Genomic DNA, 16,325 nt, shown 5'->3' with positions numbered 1-16,325 from the left:
TACATAGTATATTGCTTTTTCTGAAAAAAACAAAGACAGGATGGGTTATAAGGCGTATGAAAAAAAGAAATGTTAGTTTTATAAAACTTGTTGGTGCAACATTTGCAGCATCTTTGTTGCTTTCGGTTAATGTACATGCCGAGGAGCTGGAAGATTTGGTTAATTCAGAAGACATTGCGACAGCTTCAGAAGAGATTAGTACTCTTGACAATAAGGTTGATGATTTGAGCGAAAAGTGCTCAGATTCAGAAGTTACAGAGGAAATTTCATCTATAGCTGATGGAATTGATAATCTTGATGATTTGTTTTCTGCTATTGCAAATGATTTTACTAAGCTTCGTTCAAAAGTTAATCAGCATAAAAAAGATATTATAAGTGGATTAAACTCTAAAGTATATGTACAGGATAATATATCTGAAGATGCATCCTATGAAGATATCATTGCTAAGATCAATGATATAGATTATAAAGGAACTCTGAATGTTACATTAGATGGCAATGGAGCATATACACTTGAGAAAGGTTATTATGATGGCGGAACTATTGATATTTCTGCTATTGTTGAAGCTGCACGTCAGGAAGGCTTTAAGGCTGGAAAAGAAGAAGGCTATAATGAAGGACTTAAAGATGGAAAAGCTGATGGCGATAAAACTGGATATTCCAGGGGCTTAGCAGATGGACAGAAACAAGGTATTGAAGCTGGTAAACAGCAAGCTATTAATGAAAATAAGCAGGCTTGGATTGACCAAGGATACAGTTATGGTATAAATGCGACAAAGTCATATTCTACCAATTTAGTTACAATTGTACGCGGATGGACACCGCATGGTGGTATGCAAAATTGTCATTTAGATACTGTGCCTATAACAGTAACGATTTCAGGAAATAGTGTACATGTTGCTAGTGTGGATCGTAATCCTAATGATGGATGGTTTGTTGATTTTACATTACAACCATAATATGTAAATAGCGGTATTTTAAAATATTTAATTGCATTTGTAAGATGATTTGCCAGACTTGCCCTATGAAGGCAGAATAAAAACTGTTTTCATGGGGCTTATTAATTGCTTATTTAAGCGCTGATTCATGAAAAAATGAGGATAGAAAATATGAAAAAAAGAAATCTTGGTTTTACATGGAATTTTATAAAAATAATAGGAGTGGCAATGGTGGCATCATTGTTACTTTCAGTAAATGTACATGCTGAGGAAGTAGAAGATTTGGTTGATTCGGAAGATATCACTTCTATATCTGACGGGATTGATACTTTAGATGATAAGGTTGATACTCTTAATGATAATTGTTCTGATGATGAGCTGTCGCAGGATATTTCTGATATATCTGCTGAGATTGATGCTCTTAATGAAATGGTTTCAAACCTTAATAAGAAGTACACCAATCTTTTGTTAACGATAAATAAGAATAAGTTGTCTATTATAAAAGGGCTGAATAAAAGTGCTTATGCAAATGATAATATTTCAGAAAGTGCATCATATTCAGATGTTATTTCTAAGATTAATGACATAAAGTATCAGGGAACGTTGGACCTTTCATTGGATAGTGGAGATAAATACACACTTGAGAGTGGTTATTATGACGGTGGAACAATAGATGTTTCGGCGCTAATTGAAGCTGCTCGCCAGGAAGGCATTAAGGAAGGCAAAGAAGAAGGATTAAAAGAAGGAAGAGACGAAGGCTATAAGGCAGGAAAGGAAGATGGTATAAAGGAAGGAAGAGCTGAAGGGGATAACGCCGGATATTCGAGAGGCCTAGCAGATGGCCAGAAGCAAGGCATTGAGGCTGGTAGACAGCAAGCTGTAAATGAAAATAAACAGGCTTGGATTGATCAAGGATATAATTCCGCTATGAATTCAACAAGGTCATTTTATGCTCATATGGCTACAACGGTGCGCGGATGGACAGAGCATGGTGGCGTGCAAGACTGTAATGTGACTACAAATGTAACGGTTTCGTTTTTTGGGGATCGAAATCTTGTACATATTGCTAGCGATAATCGCAATCCTAAAGATGGATACTATATTGATCTTTGGGTGCGACCATAATATATCATTTTGTAACACTTGATATGCTGACATTTAATTTGGACGGCGATGAAGACTGGGGCCTCATTATGCAAATGAATATTATATTCCTATCTAAATGAAGAGCATAATTCATAAAGATTAAACAGAATCTCAGATAGTAATAGTGCAAGTGCTATTTGCTATCTGGGAAATATATAAGAAATCAGGCAAAAATCGCGGAAAACCACAGATAAGAAGAGTTTATTGACTTCGCTTATCTGTGATTCCGCGATTTTTTTTATCAGCTTATTCATAAAAATGTTTTAATTATGTAAAGAAATTTACTTTTTTATTCACATCCGCTGTGCTATAATCAACGCAACAAAGGAATAACGAATATAGTAGGAGAGAGCAATAATGGTATGTGGAACATGCGGGTGCAATAATGAAGATGCATCTTTATATTGTGCAAATTGCGGTGCGCCTTTAAAGACAGATTCGTATGGAACGACTGTAGAAAATAAATATAATACGCAGAACAGCTTTTATGTGCAGGAAAGCTTTGACAGTAATAAAACGGAAGAACTTAGCAGTGCTTATCCGCAGAACGGCAGTGATGGTCAGGGGAAAACAAATCCTCAGAATAATGCGTATTCTCAGAATGGAATTAATGGACAGCGCAGTGTTTATCCGCAGAACGGAATGAATGGACAGGGAGGAGTGTATTCTCAGAATGCTACATTTCCTCAGAACAATATGTATCCGCAGAATGGTGCATATCCTCAAAATGGCCAATATCCTCAAAACGGATCATATCCCCAAAACAACATGTATCCAAACAATGGTGGATATCCGCAGAATGGTTATGGTGTTCAGGGGAATTACTATGCACAGAATGGCGTAGATGACCTTGATTCGCTGCTTGGAGCAAATAAGGCTCCTTCAAACAGGATGAAGGCTTCACAATTTATGAAACTTCCGCCTTTGGCCGGAGTATATAAGAAGATCAGCGGTTCAGCCATTTCAATATATGTACTGACCGCTATATCTGCTGTGTTTAGCATTTCTCAGGGGAATTACTGGGGAATCCTGGATTATATCCTTCTTATTATTCTTGCGCTTATTATTCAGTTTAAAGGAAGTTTGGTAGCGGCATTTATTCTTCTCGGATACGGAATTGTCAATTCGATAATTTGTGTTTTTGAGATGGGATTTCCGGCAGGTTTTGGATTTATTATTGCCGGAGTTTATGCGGTTATTGCTACAAATAAACTTCATAAAACGTACAAAGAATACGTGAAAACGGGCTATATCCCTAATAGCACGGTTTTGTAAGGGTGAATTTTTTTAAAGAAAAAAAGCTTGCATAAAAAAACTGTCTATGTTATATTTATATAGCTGTTGTAAACGGCGATTAATTTTGTGATATGAGAAGATTCTTTGTATATAGAGAGGTGAGAAAGAGATGAGACAGGACATTCAGCCAGAATTCCATCAGGCCACTGTTACTTGCAACTGCGGTAACACATTTACAGTTGGATCAACTAAGAGCGACATTCACGTTGAAATCTGCTCAAAGTGCCATCCATTCTACACAGGCCAGCAGAAGGCTACAGCTGCTCGTGGACGTATTGATAAGTTCAATAAGAAATACGGCATGGACAATAAGTAATTTGCAGAAGTAAAAAAGAGAGGTTGAGGCTATGGCCTCAACCTTTTTTAAATAGTGAGGTGAAAGATGAAGAAACACAAGATAGATCACTATTCCGGAATAGGCGGACAGGCGGTTCTTGAAGGCGTTATGATGCGTAATAAGGATATGTACGCCGTTGCAGTCAGAAAGCCTGACGGAGATATAGCTGTTGAGATAGACGAGTTTCACGGAGTGGCTTATGGTAGTAAGCTTCTGAATATTCCTTTTATCAGAGGAGTGTTTGTGTTTATAGATTCACTTATGTTGGGCATTAAGGTGTTGACTTATTCATCATCTTTTTATGAGGAATTGCCCCAGAAGCCATCCAAATTTGACGAGGAGCTTGACAAGGTGTCGAGCGGACATGAAGACAGTGTGCTTATGATTTTGACTACAGTGGCTTCTTTTGTCCTTGCTATTGCTCTTTTCATGGTGCTTCCTTATGCGCTTTCAGAGCTTGTTATCGGAAGATATATCAGAAATGCTTCTCTTACAGCCATTATCGAAGGTGTTTTGAGAATTCTGATCTTTATCATTTATATATTGATAATATCGGGAATGAAGGATATCAAGCGGCTTTTCAGGTATCACGGTGCAGAGCATAAGTGCATCAACTGCATTGAAAAAGGTAAGCCCCTCACTCCCGAGAATGTAAAGAAGAGTTCAAGACTTCACAAGAGATGCGGAAGTAGCTTTATTCTATTTGTTATGTTTGTAAGTATTGTTGTATTTTTCTTTATCAGAGTTGATTCCGTTATATTTAAGGTTTTACTCAGAATATTGCTTATTCCTGTTATTTCAGGTATTTCATATGAGATAATCAGGCTTGCGGGCAGAAGTAACTTTATTCTTATCAGAATAATCTCAGCGCCCGGATTCTGGCTTCAGAGACTTACGACCAAGGAGCCGAACGATGCAATGATCGAGGTTGCGATTAAGTCTGTAGAGGCTGTATTTGACTGGAAACAGTTCCTTATGGACTCTTTTGGTTACGATGTTGACGGCGGAGAATACAATGAAGTTGAGGCTCCCGCAAAGAAGCAGAGTAAGAGAGAAGCTACAAGAGAGCTTTACGAGCGTAAGAGAGAAGAGACCAAAGAACTTACCAGAGAGATGAAGGTTCGTGAGCGCTCAAGAAAACGCGACGAATACGACGATTGATGATTAAAAAGTATATGAATTATAAAGATTGTTTGGAAAAAGGAACAGAGAATCTTGAAAGAGCCGGAATCACAGAAGCTAAGCTTGATGCCCGGCTCCTTTTAGAATATGTATGTAAAACGGATCACAGCACTCTTTTTGCACATCCGGACAGAGCTGTGACAGATGATGAAGAGAAACTCTATGATGAGTTTATTGCAAGAAGGGTAAAGAGAGAGCCTGTTGCCTATATTCTAGGGAGTATGGGATTTATGGGGCTTTCTTTTGATGTATCTGGGGATGTCCTTATACCTGAGCAGGATACTGAGATTCTTGTTGAAGAGGCGCTCAGGTTTTGCGAGGACAAGATGAGAGTTCTTGATCTTTGCACGGGATCGGGATGCATAGCTCTTAGCATTTTGAATTATACAAATGAGACAAAGGCTCTTTGCACCGATATTTCGGAGAAGGCGATTTCTGTAGCAAAGAAAAATGCTGAGAAACTCGGACTTTCCGATAGGACTGAGATTGTTTTGACAGATCTTTTCCCCGGAAAAGAAGTGGGCAAATTTGATATATTGGTTTCGAACCCGCCTTATATAAGGACTGATGTTATAGAAAGTCTTGCTCCTGAAGTGAAGGATTATGAGCCAAGGCTTGCTCTTGACGGTTCGGAGGATGGACTTGTCTTTTACAGGAGAATTGCTGAAGAAGCAGGGGAATATCTGTACTCGGGAGCCTATGTTTTTCTTGAGATAGGATACGATCAGGGAGATGAGGTAAAAGAGCTCCTTGAAAAGCAGGGCAAGTATCATGATATTGAGGTTATAAAGGACTATAGCAGAAACGACAGAGTAGTTCGCGCGTGTTACTATTAAGTCGCCGGAAGATGCGGGGATTGTCGTTTTTTACATAGCATTGACAGAAAAAGCAGGTAGATTATGTTTGACAGATTGGAAGATATTTTAAGAAGATACGAAGATATTACGATGGAACTTAATAATCCGGATGTTATTTCGGATCAGAACAGGTTCAGGGCGCTTATGAAGGAACAAAAGAGCCTCGATGCTCTGGTTGAGTGCTATCGCGAGTATAAAAAGTGCAAGGAGACCATAGAGGAGAGCCTTTCTCTTCTTGAAGAGGAATCCGATCCGGAGATGAAGGAAATGCTTAAGGAAGAGCTTGCAGATGCAAAGAGTATGATTCCTTCATACGAGGAGAAGCTTAAGATACTTCTTTTGCCCAAAGATCCTAATGATGACAAGAATGTTATCGTAGAGATACGTGCGGGCGTGGGAGGCGACGAGGCGGCACTTTTTGCGGCAGATATGTACAGGGTGTACACACGTTATGCCGAGAGACAGAACTGGCGAGTTGAGACGATGAGCGTTGAAGATATCGGAATAGGCGGTATTAAGGCGGTAAGCTTTATGATCAAGGGTGCCGGCGCTTATTCAAGACTTAAGTTCGAGAGCGGCGTTCACAGAGTTCAGAGAATTCCTGCTACAGAGTCGGGCGGAAGAATACATACATCGGCTATTACCGTTGCGATCATGCCTGAAGTTGAGGATGTTGAAGTTGAGATAGATATGAATGACTGCAAGTTCGATGTTTTCAGAGCATCGGGTAACGGCGGACAGTGCGTAAATACTACGGATTCAGCCGTAAGACTTACACATTTCCCTACGGGCATAGTTATTTCGTGTCAGGATGAAAAGAGCCAGCAGCAGAACAAGGCTAAGGCTTTAAAGGTTCTTAGAGCAAAGCTCTATGAGATGGAACAGGCAAAGCAACACGAAGATGCCGCAGAACTTAGAAGAAGTCAGGTGGGAAGCGGTGACAGATCTGAGAAGATCAGGACTTATAATTTCCATCAGGGACGTGTGACAGATCACAGAATAAATTTAACTCTTTATAAGATCGATCAGATAATGGATGGAGATATCGATGAACTTATCGATTCTCTTATAGCCGCAGATCAGGCGGAAAAGCTTTCTACAATGGAGAATTGAAGCGAATCCTGGATGCTGATGGATGACCTTGCTGTTAATAATTATATAGTGTAAAATTACACTGTAAAACGTTAATTCTTGTGAGGTGTTTTAAATGGATGCTGCTTTTAAAGAAGAACTGATTGGCTGGGGAGTTGATTGGGAAGATGTCCACAATCGGTTTATGGGCAACGAGGATCTTATTGCCAAGTTTATGATCAGATTTCTTGGCGATCCGAGTATGGCCAGCCTTTCCAAGTATTTGGGAGAGGAGAATGTTTCCGAAGCGTTTAAGGCGGTTCATGCACTTAAGGGAGTAAGTGCAAACCTGGGGCTTAAAGGTTTTTATTCTCAGGTTTACGATCTTACGGAGATTCTAAGAGCGGGATCTATGGAAGGATATGAGCCGTATTACGACCATATAAAGCTTAAATACGACGATCTGATAGGAATACTCAGGAAATACCAAAGCAGCTGCGCATCATAATAATTGATTATCTATTCCACATGATTCAAGAAAGCTTGGGAAGTAATTGTCCCAGGCTTTTTCTACGCTCTTATCAAGGGTGAATGTGCTGTATGCGGTCCCTGTGGTCAATATAAGCTCGTTATTTGCGAATTTGATGTTTATCCCAAGATTTAGCATAGAGGGGTCTAAATCACTCTCAGATTTGCTTATAACGGTTTCTTTTGTGGTGTTATCCGCATGGAGAATGAATTTAAAGCTGATCGGAGTTCTTTTACCCTTTATAAGATTCAGGCAGATGGGACGAAGTTCCGACCAAAGGGAAAAAGAACGGTTGTTATTATTAGCCGTTTCGTCTTGGACACCTGCATAAAATTCTTTATTTATATGTCCGTCGATTGAAAAAGTATTGAAAGTCTCAATCGTGACTTCCTCGACATCGAAATTGTCGAAAACCTCAGTTGTGAGGAGCTTTTCCATGAATATTTTTATATTGTTTATCTTGAGAGCTATCATAGTTTCTCCTTAATATTAAGTCATCACAGAAAAAATTATATGATAAATATAGCTATTTGTGTGGATTTTTTTTATGAATTAAATAATGCGGATTTTATGGGCATGGCAACTACTTAAATGAAGATTAATTAAGATAATTTAAATTTGTTGTATATTTTTGTGAAGATATACGTTATACTATAAAAAAATGTCTAAAAAGAGGGACAATATGGCAAAGACAGTTAGACTTAAGGACATTGCTGAAAAAATTGGGGTTAGCACTGTCACAGTATCAAAAGCATTATCAGGACAGAAGGGCATGAGCGACGAACTCAGAGAGAAAATTCATGCTCTTGCAAATGAGATGGGATATATCCCGTCTATTTCTCGTAAGGTAGACATCTTTAGTAAGAGTTATACTATCGGTCTTCTTATTTCTGAAGATAATATGACTGAATACAGTTCTTACTATACAAAGATGCACCAGAAAGTTTCTCAGATCGCTATGGAGATGGGATGCTTTACCATGCTCGAGGTTGTATCTGAGCAGAGTGAGAAGAAAAAGAATTTCCCGCGTATCATTGCGGACAAGAAGGTTGACGGTATCATCGTTATCGGAAGATTAAGTGGAGAGTATCTTACATCTATCAGAGAGAACTTTTCCATTCCAATGATATATCTTGATTTCTGCAACCACACAGGGGATGAGGACGCTGTAGTGGCCGACAGCTTCCACGGTGCATATCTTCTTACAAATCATCTCTTTGATATGGGACACACATCTATCGCTTTTGTGGGAACCATAATGGCAGAGGGAAATATTACAGACAGATATCTTGGCTATGTTAAGTCATTACTTGAGCACAGTCATCCTGTCAGAAAAGACTGGGTAATTCCCGATAGGGATCTCAGCACAGGTGAGATGGATTATAACAGATTCTTCAAGCTTCCGGAGGAAATGCCTTCAGCATTCTTCTGTAATTGCGACGTATCTGCAAGTATGCTTATTAAGCGCCTTAATGAAAAGGGATATAAAGTTCCGGATGATATTTCCGTAGCAGGATATGACAACTACATCTTCCCCGGACTTTGTGATATCAAGCTCACAACATTTGAGGTTGATACTTACGAAATGGGAAGAAATGCAATCTACAATCTTATCCGTAAGATCGGAGGAGAGCGTTACAGACAGGGTGTCATGATTCTTGAAGGACATATGGTTCTCGGAGATAGTGTAAAAGACTTAAATGCATAATGATATTTGAAAAAATAAGACCATCGGTTCGTTTGAATCGATGGTCTTTTATTCTTTGGCTTAATGCTGATGTTTTGTAAAAAAAGAGATCAGCAAGTAACGATTATACCGCCGTCTGCCGCATATGTGGAAGAAAGTCCTGCCGTATCAACTATATGAGCATCTTTAAACGGTACTTTTTTAAGAATCATATCCTTAACAACAGCTGCTCTTTCAAAGCAGTTTACGTTTGAAATCATAAGAGTCTTGGTCTCGGGATTCTTTACCTCGGCTGCGATGAGCTCGGTCATTTTGACAAGAGCTTTTTTCATGCCGATTCCCTGGCTCTTCTGAAGTATTTCACCCTTAACACCGTGGCATACAGGCTTAATATTAAGTGTTGAAGCTACAAGAGCCTTCATTCCGGTAAGTCTGCCGTTCTTTCTGAGTGTCTCAAGTGAATCAAGTACGAAATATGTGAGCATCTCATCGCGATATGCTTCAACTTTTTCTACGACTTCGTCAAAAGGAAGTCCTGCTTCGGCAAGCTCAATAATTTTAAGAGCGATATTGCCTTCTCCGCAACTTGCGGACATTGAATCGAATATATGTATATTCTTTTCTCCAACTTCTTCGTGATACAGGTTCTTTCCAAGAAGAGCACTGTTATAACTTCCGCTGAGCTTGGATGTAAGTGTTACAACATATACATCATCAGCGTCTGTTTTGTATGCATTCATATAAAGATCGGGCGAAGGGCATGCAGTCTTAGGACAATCCTCAGAAGCTGCCACAAGCTCCAAATACTCTTTCTGGTTAAATGTATCATCATCAACGATCACGTGATCATCAACCTGCATAATGAGAGGAACGAACTCAAAACGAGAGTCCTTTCTATACTCGACAGGAAGATCACATCCGCTGTCTACAACTATTTTATAACTCATAAATCCTCCAAAAGCGTTAATAAACGTAGTTTTTGATACTACATACTGTATCATACCACGTATGAAATTCTCAGTAAAGCTCACTTTGGCATATGCAGGCCCTGCGGCCGGTCAGTTGTTCTTTTTGGAATCGGCGATGGCCTGCTTGACTATTTTGGAGTAGTAGAAGGCGACGAAAAAAGATACTCCGTTGTCCATTGTGATGCGGAGGGGAGAGCTCTTTTTTACGTGGTTGATGTTTATGATGCCGTCGTTGGAGACGGGACAAATCTGAGGGAATATGGAGCATTGGTCGTAGAAATTGAAGACTGAACTTACGAAAGTGATAGTGCGACCGTCTGCGAGATATACAAGGAGGTTTTCACCTTTTCTTTTGGCACATACGATGTCATCGCCTGATGCGTAGATAGTTTCCTCGTGATAGCGAAGCTCCAGTGTTGAAGGTGGTGCAACTCTTTCGGCTACAATCCGGTCGACAAGAGTTGTGAGTTCGTCAACTTTGATAGGCTTATCGAGAAAGTATAGATTATCTGCTTTGAGATTTTCATCCCGGGCGAGCTTACGATAATCAATAGAAGAGCAGCACAAAATAATAGGCTTGGTGATGCCGATATCAAGTAACGTTTTGGCAATCACAAAACCGTTGGTTTCATCTAAAGTCATATCTATGAAAAGAGCTTGATACATCTGAGGTCTGATCATAAAAGCTTCTTTGTTTCCGAAAGAATCTATGTAGACCTGTTCGCCGGATTCTTTGAGAACCCTTTCGGCCTGCCTTTTAAGCAGCCTTTCCGACTGTTTTCTGTCAGCGATGTTATCATCACATATTGCAAAATACATAATTACAAAACCTTTCGTCTTTTACAAAAAATATTTTTTCCATATTATCATATAAAACTAAAATGTAATGGAGATAAACGTAAAAGAACAATAAAAAGAATCTGCACAAAGATAATAACTGGAATACCGATTTTGAATGTCATGTGCTTGGTCTTATGCCTGAAAGTATACATTCCGATGAGCGTTCCGATACTTCCGCCTATTATTGAAAATGCAAAAAGGGTTGCCTCGGGAATGCGAAAGGCGTTTTTGCGCGCCCTTCGCTTGTCATTTCCCATTAAGGCAAACCCTATAATGTTTACTGCTATGATATAAACGATCAATAAAGAAAGTGAATCCATAAATTATTTGTTGTTGGCTACTTCCTGCATCTTCATGGCACGAACCTTTGAAGAGAGACCGAAGAGGTTGATGAATCCCTCAGCATCGTGGTGGTCGTAAAGGTCACCTGTCTTGAATGATGCGATGCTCTCGTTGTAGAGAGAGTAAGGTGACTTAGTACCTGCCTTGATGATATTGCCCTTGTAGAGCTTGAATGTAACTTCACCGGTTACATACTTCTGAGTTGATTCGATAAATGCCTGCTCGGCTTCACGAAGAGGAGTAAACCATTTCCCTTCATATACTATGTCGGCAAACTTGTTGCCCATGTCTTTCTTCATTGTATAGGTATCACGGTCTAAAATCAACTCTTCGAGCTGCTGATGTGCTTCGTAAAGGATTGTTCCGCCGGGTGTCTCATATACACCACGTGACTTCATGCCTACTACACGGTTCTCAACGATGTCAACGATACCGATACCGTTCTCGCCGCCGAGCTTGTTGAGTGTGCGGATGATGTCTGAAACCTTCATCTCTTTGCCGTTAACTGACTTGGGCACACCTGCCTCGAATGTCATTGTAACTGTTGTAGGAACATCGGGAGCATCTTCGGGAGTTTTGCCGAGTACAAGAAGATGCTTGTAATTGGGCTCAAGAGCGGGATCTTCGAGCTCAAGTCCCTCGTGTGATATATGCCAAAGGTTTCTGTCACGGCTGTAGCTTGAATCAGCTGAGAAAGGAAGGTTAATTCCGTGCTGTCTGCAGTATTCGATCTCTGACTCACGAGAATCCATTGTCCACTTGTCGTTTCTCCAAGCTGCAATGATCTTGATGTCGGGGGCAAGAGCCTTGATACCGAGCTCGAAACGAATCTGGTCGTTTCCTTTTCCTGTAGCACCGTGGCAGATAGCAACAGCGCCTTCTTTTCTTGCAACTTCAACGAGCTTCTTAGCAATAAGAGGACGAGCCATAGATGTTCCGAGAAGGTACTTGTTCTCGTATACGGCATGAGCCTGTACGCAAGGAACTACGTATTCATCGCAGAACTCATCAACAACATCAAGGATGTAGAGCTTGCTTGCGCCGCAGCTTACAGCTCTTTCTTCAAGTCCGTCAAGTTCTTCTTCCTGACCGCAGTCGATACAAACGCATACTACTTCGTAATCAAAATTCTCTTTAAGCCACGGAATGATAGCAGTTGTATCAAGTCCGCCTGAATAAGCCAAAATAACCTTTTCTTTTGCCATGTTATTCCCTTTCTTCCACGTAAAATGGTAACTTTATTTATTCGAATTTCTTAATTCCACTTACCATAATATACTCTCGGAAAAAATAAAATGCAACACTAAAATGAATAAATATTAAAAAATTCAACAAAAACTGCATAAATATTAAAAATGGGTTGCATAATTTTTTTGAGGGTGTATACTGAAAAAAGTTTATATACCTAAATATTTATAATGAAAGTTCATTTATGTAAAAACTGCGAGGTTGAATAAAAATGATTAAAGTCGGAATAATTGGTGCCACCGGATATGCAGGGGCAGAAATCGTAAGACTCATACAGGGACATCCCGAAGCTGAAGTTGTATGGTACGGCTCCAGAAGTTATGTGGATGAGAAGTACAGCAGTATATATGGAAACTTCTTTAATTTAGTAGATGCAAAATGTATGGATGACAATATGGAAGAACTTGCAAATCAGGTTGATGTCATCTTTACCGCAACTCCCCAGGGACTTTGCGCATCACTTGTTAATGAAGACATATTAAATAAGGTTAAGGTCATCGATCTTTCCGCTGATTTTAGATTAAAAGATGTTTCAGTATACGAAAAATGGTATAAAATAGAGCATAAAGCGCCTCGGTTCATTGATGAAGCGGTATACGGACTCTGCGAGATAAACAGGGATAAGATAAAGGGAGCGAGACTTATCGCAAATCCCGGATGTTATACGACATGTTCGATACTTACGGCATATCCTCTTGTAAAAGAAGGACTTATCGATCCGTCAACTCTTATAGTTGATGCACTCAGCGGTGTTTCGGGCGCAGGAAGAGGCGCAAAGGTTGCAAATCTCTACTGCGAAGTAAATGAGAGCAGCAAGCCTTACGGTGTTGCAAGTCACAGACATACACCCGAGATCGAAGAGCAGCTTAGCTACGCAGCGGGGAAAGATATAGTGATAAACTTCACACCTCACCTTGTTCCGATGAACAGAGGAATCCTTGCTACGGAATATGCTTCTCTTAAGGAAAAGAACGGTAAGCTTCCGACAGCTGAAGATATCAGGGCAGCATATGAAAAGTATTATAAGGATGAGTTCTTTATAAGACTTCTTGGAGACGGCGTTTGTCCTGAGACAAGATGGGTTGAAGGCGCGAACTTTGTCGACATCGGATTTAAGATTGATGAGCGCACGGGAAGAGTGATCATGATGGGTGCGCTTGACAATATGGTTAAGGGAGCCGCAGGACAGGCTGTTCAGAATATGAACATTCTCTTTGGACTTAAAGAAACTACGGGACTTGAGTTTGCACCCAGCTTCCCGTAATAAAATACAGAAAGATAACAGGTGATATAAATGGTTCGTGCAATGACAATGGATGATTATGATGAAGTCTATGCTCTGTGGATGTCAATCCACGGCTTTGGAATAAGATCGATAGACGATTCCAGAGAGGGAATAGAGAGATTTATAAAAAGAAATCCGGGACTCAGCGCAGTTGACATAGAAGATAACAAGATAGTCGGCGCGATCCTCTGCGGACATGACGGCAGAAGAGCTTGTCTTTATCATGTTTGCGTGAGCGAAGAGTACAGAATGCACGGAATCGGTAAAAAGATGGTTCTTTTTTGCTACGAGGCACTTAAGAAAGAAAAGATTAACAAGGTGTGCTTAAATGCTTTTGTGACAAATACGGTCGGAAACAAGTTCTGGCAGAAGATGGGCTGGACACTTCGAGATGACATGAACTATTACGACCATGCTTTAAACGAAGAAAATCTTACAATCTTTAACAAATGATAATGGAGAAGAGATATGGAAGTTATTAAAGGCGGAGTTACGGCTGCAGAAGGTTTCAAGGCTGCAAGCTGCGAAGCAAACATCAAGTACAAAGACAGAACGGATATGGCTTTTGTTTATTCGGAAGAACCTTGTGTGTGTGCGGGAACTTTTACAAGCAATGTTGTAAAGGCCGCATGTGTTCAGTGGGACAAGCAGATAGTTGATTCCGGAAAACCTATGCAGGCTGTTGTCATTAACTCGGGAATAGCCAATGCATGTACGGGAAAAGAGGGCTTTGATGCCTGCGAAGCTACAGCAAAAGCTGTAGAAAAGAGTCTCGGCGTGAACTTCGAAACAGTTGCCGTTGCATCTACCGGAGTTATCGGAATGCAGCTTCCTGTAGATAAGCTTGTTGCCGGAGTTGAGAAGATGAGCAAGACTCTTGACGGAAGCCCGGAAGCGGGAACAGATGCATCCAAGGCAATCATGACAACTGATACCGTAAATAAGGAAGTAGCGGTTTCTTTTGAAATTGCGGGTAAAAAAGTAACTCTCGGCGGAATGAGCAAGGGCTCGGGAATGATCCATCCAAACATGTGCACGATGCTCGCTTTCCTTACTACGGACGTTGCCATTGAAAAGAGTCTTTTGCAGGATGCGGTCAGCGAAGTTGTTTCGGATACGTTCAATATGATTACGGTTGACGGCGATACATCTACGAACGACACGCTTCTTTGCATGGCTAACGGCAAAGCCGGAAACGATGTTATAAAAGATAAGAATGATGACTTTGAGACCTTTAAGAATGCTCTTTTCTATGTATGCGAGTTCCTTGCCAAGAAGATGGCGGCAGACGGAGAGGGCGCAAGCAAGCTCTTTGAAGCAAAGGTTGTAAATGCAAAGACTAAGGAAGATGCGAGAACTCTTTCAAGAGCAATCGTAGGATCCAATCTTTCAAAAGCAGCGATCTTTGGATGCGACGCGAATTTCGGAAGATTCTTATGCGCTATGGGATATTCGGGAGCGCAGTTTGATCAGAACGATGTTGAGCTATTCTTTGAGAGCAAGGCCGGAAGAATCGAAGTGTTCCATAAGGGAACTCCGCTTGATTTCGACGAGGATGAAGCACTTAAGATCATGAAAGAAGAAACAGTCACGGTATTTGTAGATATGCACGAGGGAGATGCACAGGCAACCGCGTGGGGATGTGACCTTACATACGATTATGTCAAGATAAATGCAGATTACAGGAGCTGAGAAAATGGATAAGGATATGCAGGATGTATTAAAAAAAGCGGAAGTACTTGTTGAGGCGCTTCCATATATTCAGAAATTCAACAGAAAGATCATAGTTGTTAAGTATGGCGGAAGTGCCATGAGCAACGAAGAACTCCAGAAGAATGTAATAACAGATGTTACGCTTCTTAAGCTTGTAGGATTTAAGCCTATCATCGTTCATGGTGGCGGAAAGGCTATCAGCTCATGGGTTTCCAAGGTCGGAAAAGAAGCTGAGTTCATAAACGGACTCAGAGTTACCGATGCAGAGACAATGGAAATTGCCGAGATGGTACTTGGAAGAGTTAACAAGCAGCTTGTCACAATGGTTCAGGAACTTGGTGTTAAGGCTATCGGAATAAGTGGTAAGGATTCGGGACTTCTTCATGTAAAAAAGAAGTTTTCGGACGGAAAAGATATCGGATATGTCGGAGAGGTTGATTCTGTAGATCCCAAGATTCTTTTTGACCTTCTTGACAATGACTATCTTCCTATCATCGCGCCTATAGGACTTGATGATAATTTTGATACATATAATATAAATGCGGATGATGCGGCCTGTGCGATCGCTAAGGCTGTAGGTGCCAATAAGCTTGCATTCCTTACGGATATCGAAGGCGTTTACAAGGATATCAAGGATCCTTCATCCTTTATTTCAAGACTTACATGTTCTGAGGCGGATGAACTTATCGCTTCCGGAAATATCGGTGGCGGAATGCTTCCCAAGCTCAACAACTGCACCGATGCTATCAGAAAGGGTGTTAATAACGTACATATCCTTGACGGAAGGATTCCTCATTGCATCCTTCTTGAGATCTTTACCAAAAAGGGTGTAGGAACCATGTTCATGGCTGATGATGACGCACTTGCACAGAATAGCTGAGGGAGA

The 16,325-nt window shown here is 40.5% G+C and carries 18 protein-coding genes; 13 read left to right on the top strand and 5 right to left on the bottom strand.

Going from position 1 to position 16,325, the window contains the following annotated elements:
- The first annotated feature begins 56 nt into the window (after nt 1-56).
- From BM398_RS11575 to BM398_RS11540, 8 genes are all read left to right on the top strand, one after another.
- On the top strand, nt 57-959 hold the full coding sequence (locus tag BM398_RS11575; RefSeq protein WP_139233815.1) for a hypothetical protein: 903 nt from the start codon (nt 57-59) through the stop codon (nt 957-959).
- 150 nt (nt 960-1,109) lie between these two features.
- A complete protein-coding gene (locus BM398_RS11570; RefSeq protein ID WP_207648077.1) occupies nt 1,110-2,063 on the top strand; it encodes a Yae1 family protein in 954 nt (317 codons plus the stop codon).
- A gap of 378 nt (nt 2,064-2,441) precedes the next feature.
- On the top strand, nt 2,442-3,359 hold the full coding sequence (locus tag BM398_RS11565) for a zinc ribbon domain-containing protein (protein WP_092337806.1): 918 nt from the start codon (nt 2,442-2,444) through the stop codon (nt 3,357-3,359).
- Nucleotides 3,360-3,489: 130 nt separating this feature from the next.
- Complete coding sequence (rpmE, locus tag BM398_RS11560) at nt 3,490-3,696, top strand: 50S ribosomal protein L31 (protein WP_026654342.1); 207 nt, start codon at nt 3,490-3,492, stop codon at nt 3,694-3,696.
- Between the two features lie 66 nt (nt 3,697-3,762).
- Nucleotides 3,763-4,878 carry a DUF1385 domain-containing protein gene (locus tag BM398_RS11555; protein WP_092337805.1) on the top strand — a complete coding sequence of 372 codons (1,116 nt, stop codon included), beginning with the start codon at nt 3,763-3,765 and terminating at the stop codon, nt 4,876-4,878.
- Between the two features lie 14 nt (nt 4,879-4,892).
- Nucleotides 4,893-5,735, top strand: a complete 843-nt coding sequence (gene prmC / locus BM398_RS11550) for a peptide chain release factor N(5)-glutamine methyltransferase (RefSeq protein WP_092337846.1) — start codon at nt 4,893-4,895, stop codon at nt 5,733-5,735.
- A gap of 63 nt (nt 5,736-5,798) precedes the next feature.
- On the top strand, nt 5,799-6,869 hold the full coding sequence (prfA, locus tag BM398_RS11545) for a peptide chain release factor 1 (RefSeq protein ID WP_026654343.1): 1,071 nt from the start codon (nt 5,799-5,801) through the stop codon (nt 6,867-6,869).
- 94 nt (nt 6,870-6,963) lie between these two features.
- On the top strand, nt 6,964-7,335 hold the full coding sequence (locus tag BM398_RS11540) for an Hpt domain-containing protein (RefSeq protein WP_092337804.1): 372 nt from the start codon (nt 6,964-6,966) through the stop codon (nt 7,333-7,335).
- On the opposite strand, the gene BM398_RS11535 is transcribed toward BM398_RS11540, so the two are convergent.
- A complete protein-coding gene (locus tag BM398_RS11535) occupies nt 7,330-7,830 on the bottom strand; it encodes a DUF5721 family protein (RefSeq protein WP_092337803.1) in 501 nt (166 codons plus the stop codon). The two genes, BM398_RS11540 and BM398_RS11535, sit on opposite strands and share 6 nt — an antisense overlap.
- 208 nt (nt 7,831-8,038) lie before the next feature.
- On the opposite strand from BM398_RS11535, the gene BM398_RS11530 reads away from it, so the two are divergent.
- Nucleotides 8,039-9,064, top strand: coding sequence for a substrate-binding domain-containing protein (locus tag BM398_RS11530; protein ID WP_026654345.1), 1,026 nt, complete (start codon nt 8,039-8,041; stop codon nt 9,062-9,064).
- 89 nt (nt 9,065-9,153) lie between these two features.
- Here the strand turns inward: BM398_RS11530 and BM398_RS11525 are convergent, their stop codons facing one another.
- The 4 genes from BM398_RS11525 to BM398_RS11510 all read right to left on the bottom strand — a co-directional run bounded on the left by BM398_RS11525 (nt 9,154) and on the right by BM398_RS11510 (nt 12,398).
- Nucleotides 9,154-9,990 carry a DegV family protein gene (locus tag BM398_RS11525; protein ID WP_092337802.1) on the bottom strand — a complete coding sequence of 279 codons (837 nt, stop codon included), beginning with the start codon at nt 9,988-9,990 and terminating at the stop codon, nt 9,154-9,156.
- A 111-nt stretch (nt 9,991-10,101) separates the two neighbouring features.
- A complete protein-coding gene (locus BM398_RS11520) occupies nt 10,102-10,830 on the bottom strand; it encodes a response regulator (RefSeq protein WP_092337801.1) in 729 nt (242 codons plus the stop codon).
- 47 nt (nt 10,831-10,877) lie between these two features.
- Nucleotides 10,878-11,171 carry a DUF1294 domain-containing protein gene (locus BM398_RS11515; RefSeq protein ID WP_092337800.1) on the bottom strand — a complete coding sequence of 98 codons (294 nt, stop codon included), beginning with the start codon at nt 11,169-11,171 and terminating at the stop codon, nt 10,878-10,880.
- 3 nt (nt 11,172-11,174) lie between these two features.
- Nucleotides 11,175-12,398: an argininosuccinate synthase gene (locus BM398_RS11510; RefSeq protein WP_026513111.1), complete on the bottom strand. Its 1,224-nt coding sequence runs from the start codon at nt 12,396-12,398 to the stop codon at nt 11,175-11,177.
- 254 nt (nt 12,399-12,652) lie between these two features.
- Between BM398_RS11510 and argC the strand changes: the two genes are divergently transcribed.
- Genes argC through argB form a run of 4 tightly spaced genes read left to right on the top strand, consistent with a single transcriptional unit; the run spans nt 12,653 to nt 16,319 of the window.
- Entirely contained in the window at nt 12,653-13,705 is a 1,053-nt protein-coding gene (gene argC, locus BM398_RS11505) for an N-acetyl-gamma-glutamyl-phosphate reductase (RefSeq protein ID WP_092337799.1), read from the top strand.
- 30 nt (nt 13,706-13,735) lie between these two features.
- Nucleotides 13,736-14,179, top strand: coding sequence for a GNAT family N-acetyltransferase (locus tag BM398_RS11500; RefSeq protein ID WP_092337798.1), 444 nt, complete (start codon nt 13,736-13,738; stop codon nt 14,177-14,179).
- A 15-nt stretch (nt 14,180-14,194) separates the two neighbouring features.
- Nucleotides 14,195-15,418, top strand: coding sequence for a bifunctional glutamate N-acetyltransferase/amino-acid acetyltransferase ArgJ (gene argJ / locus BM398_RS11495; protein ID WP_092337797.1), 1,224 nt, complete (start codon nt 14,195-14,197; stop codon nt 15,416-15,418).
- Nucleotides 15,419-15,422: 4 nt separating this feature from the next.
- Nucleotides 15,423-16,319 (top strand): acetylglutamate kinase, encoded by an 897-nt coding sequence (gene argB / locus BM398_RS11490; protein WP_092337796.1) that lies wholly within the window; start codon nt 15,423-15,425, stop codon nt 16,317-16,319.
- The last annotated feature ends 6 nt before the right edge of the window (nt 16,320-16,325 follow it).

The organism is Butyrivibrio sp. M55, assembly GCF_900116865.1.
Classification (GTDB): domain Bacteria; phylum Bacillota; class Clostridia; order Lachnospirales; family Lachnospiraceae; genus Butyrivibrio.
The sequence above is the reverse complement of the archived record's forward strand: the minus strand, read 5'-3'. Positions and strand labels throughout refer to the sequence as shown.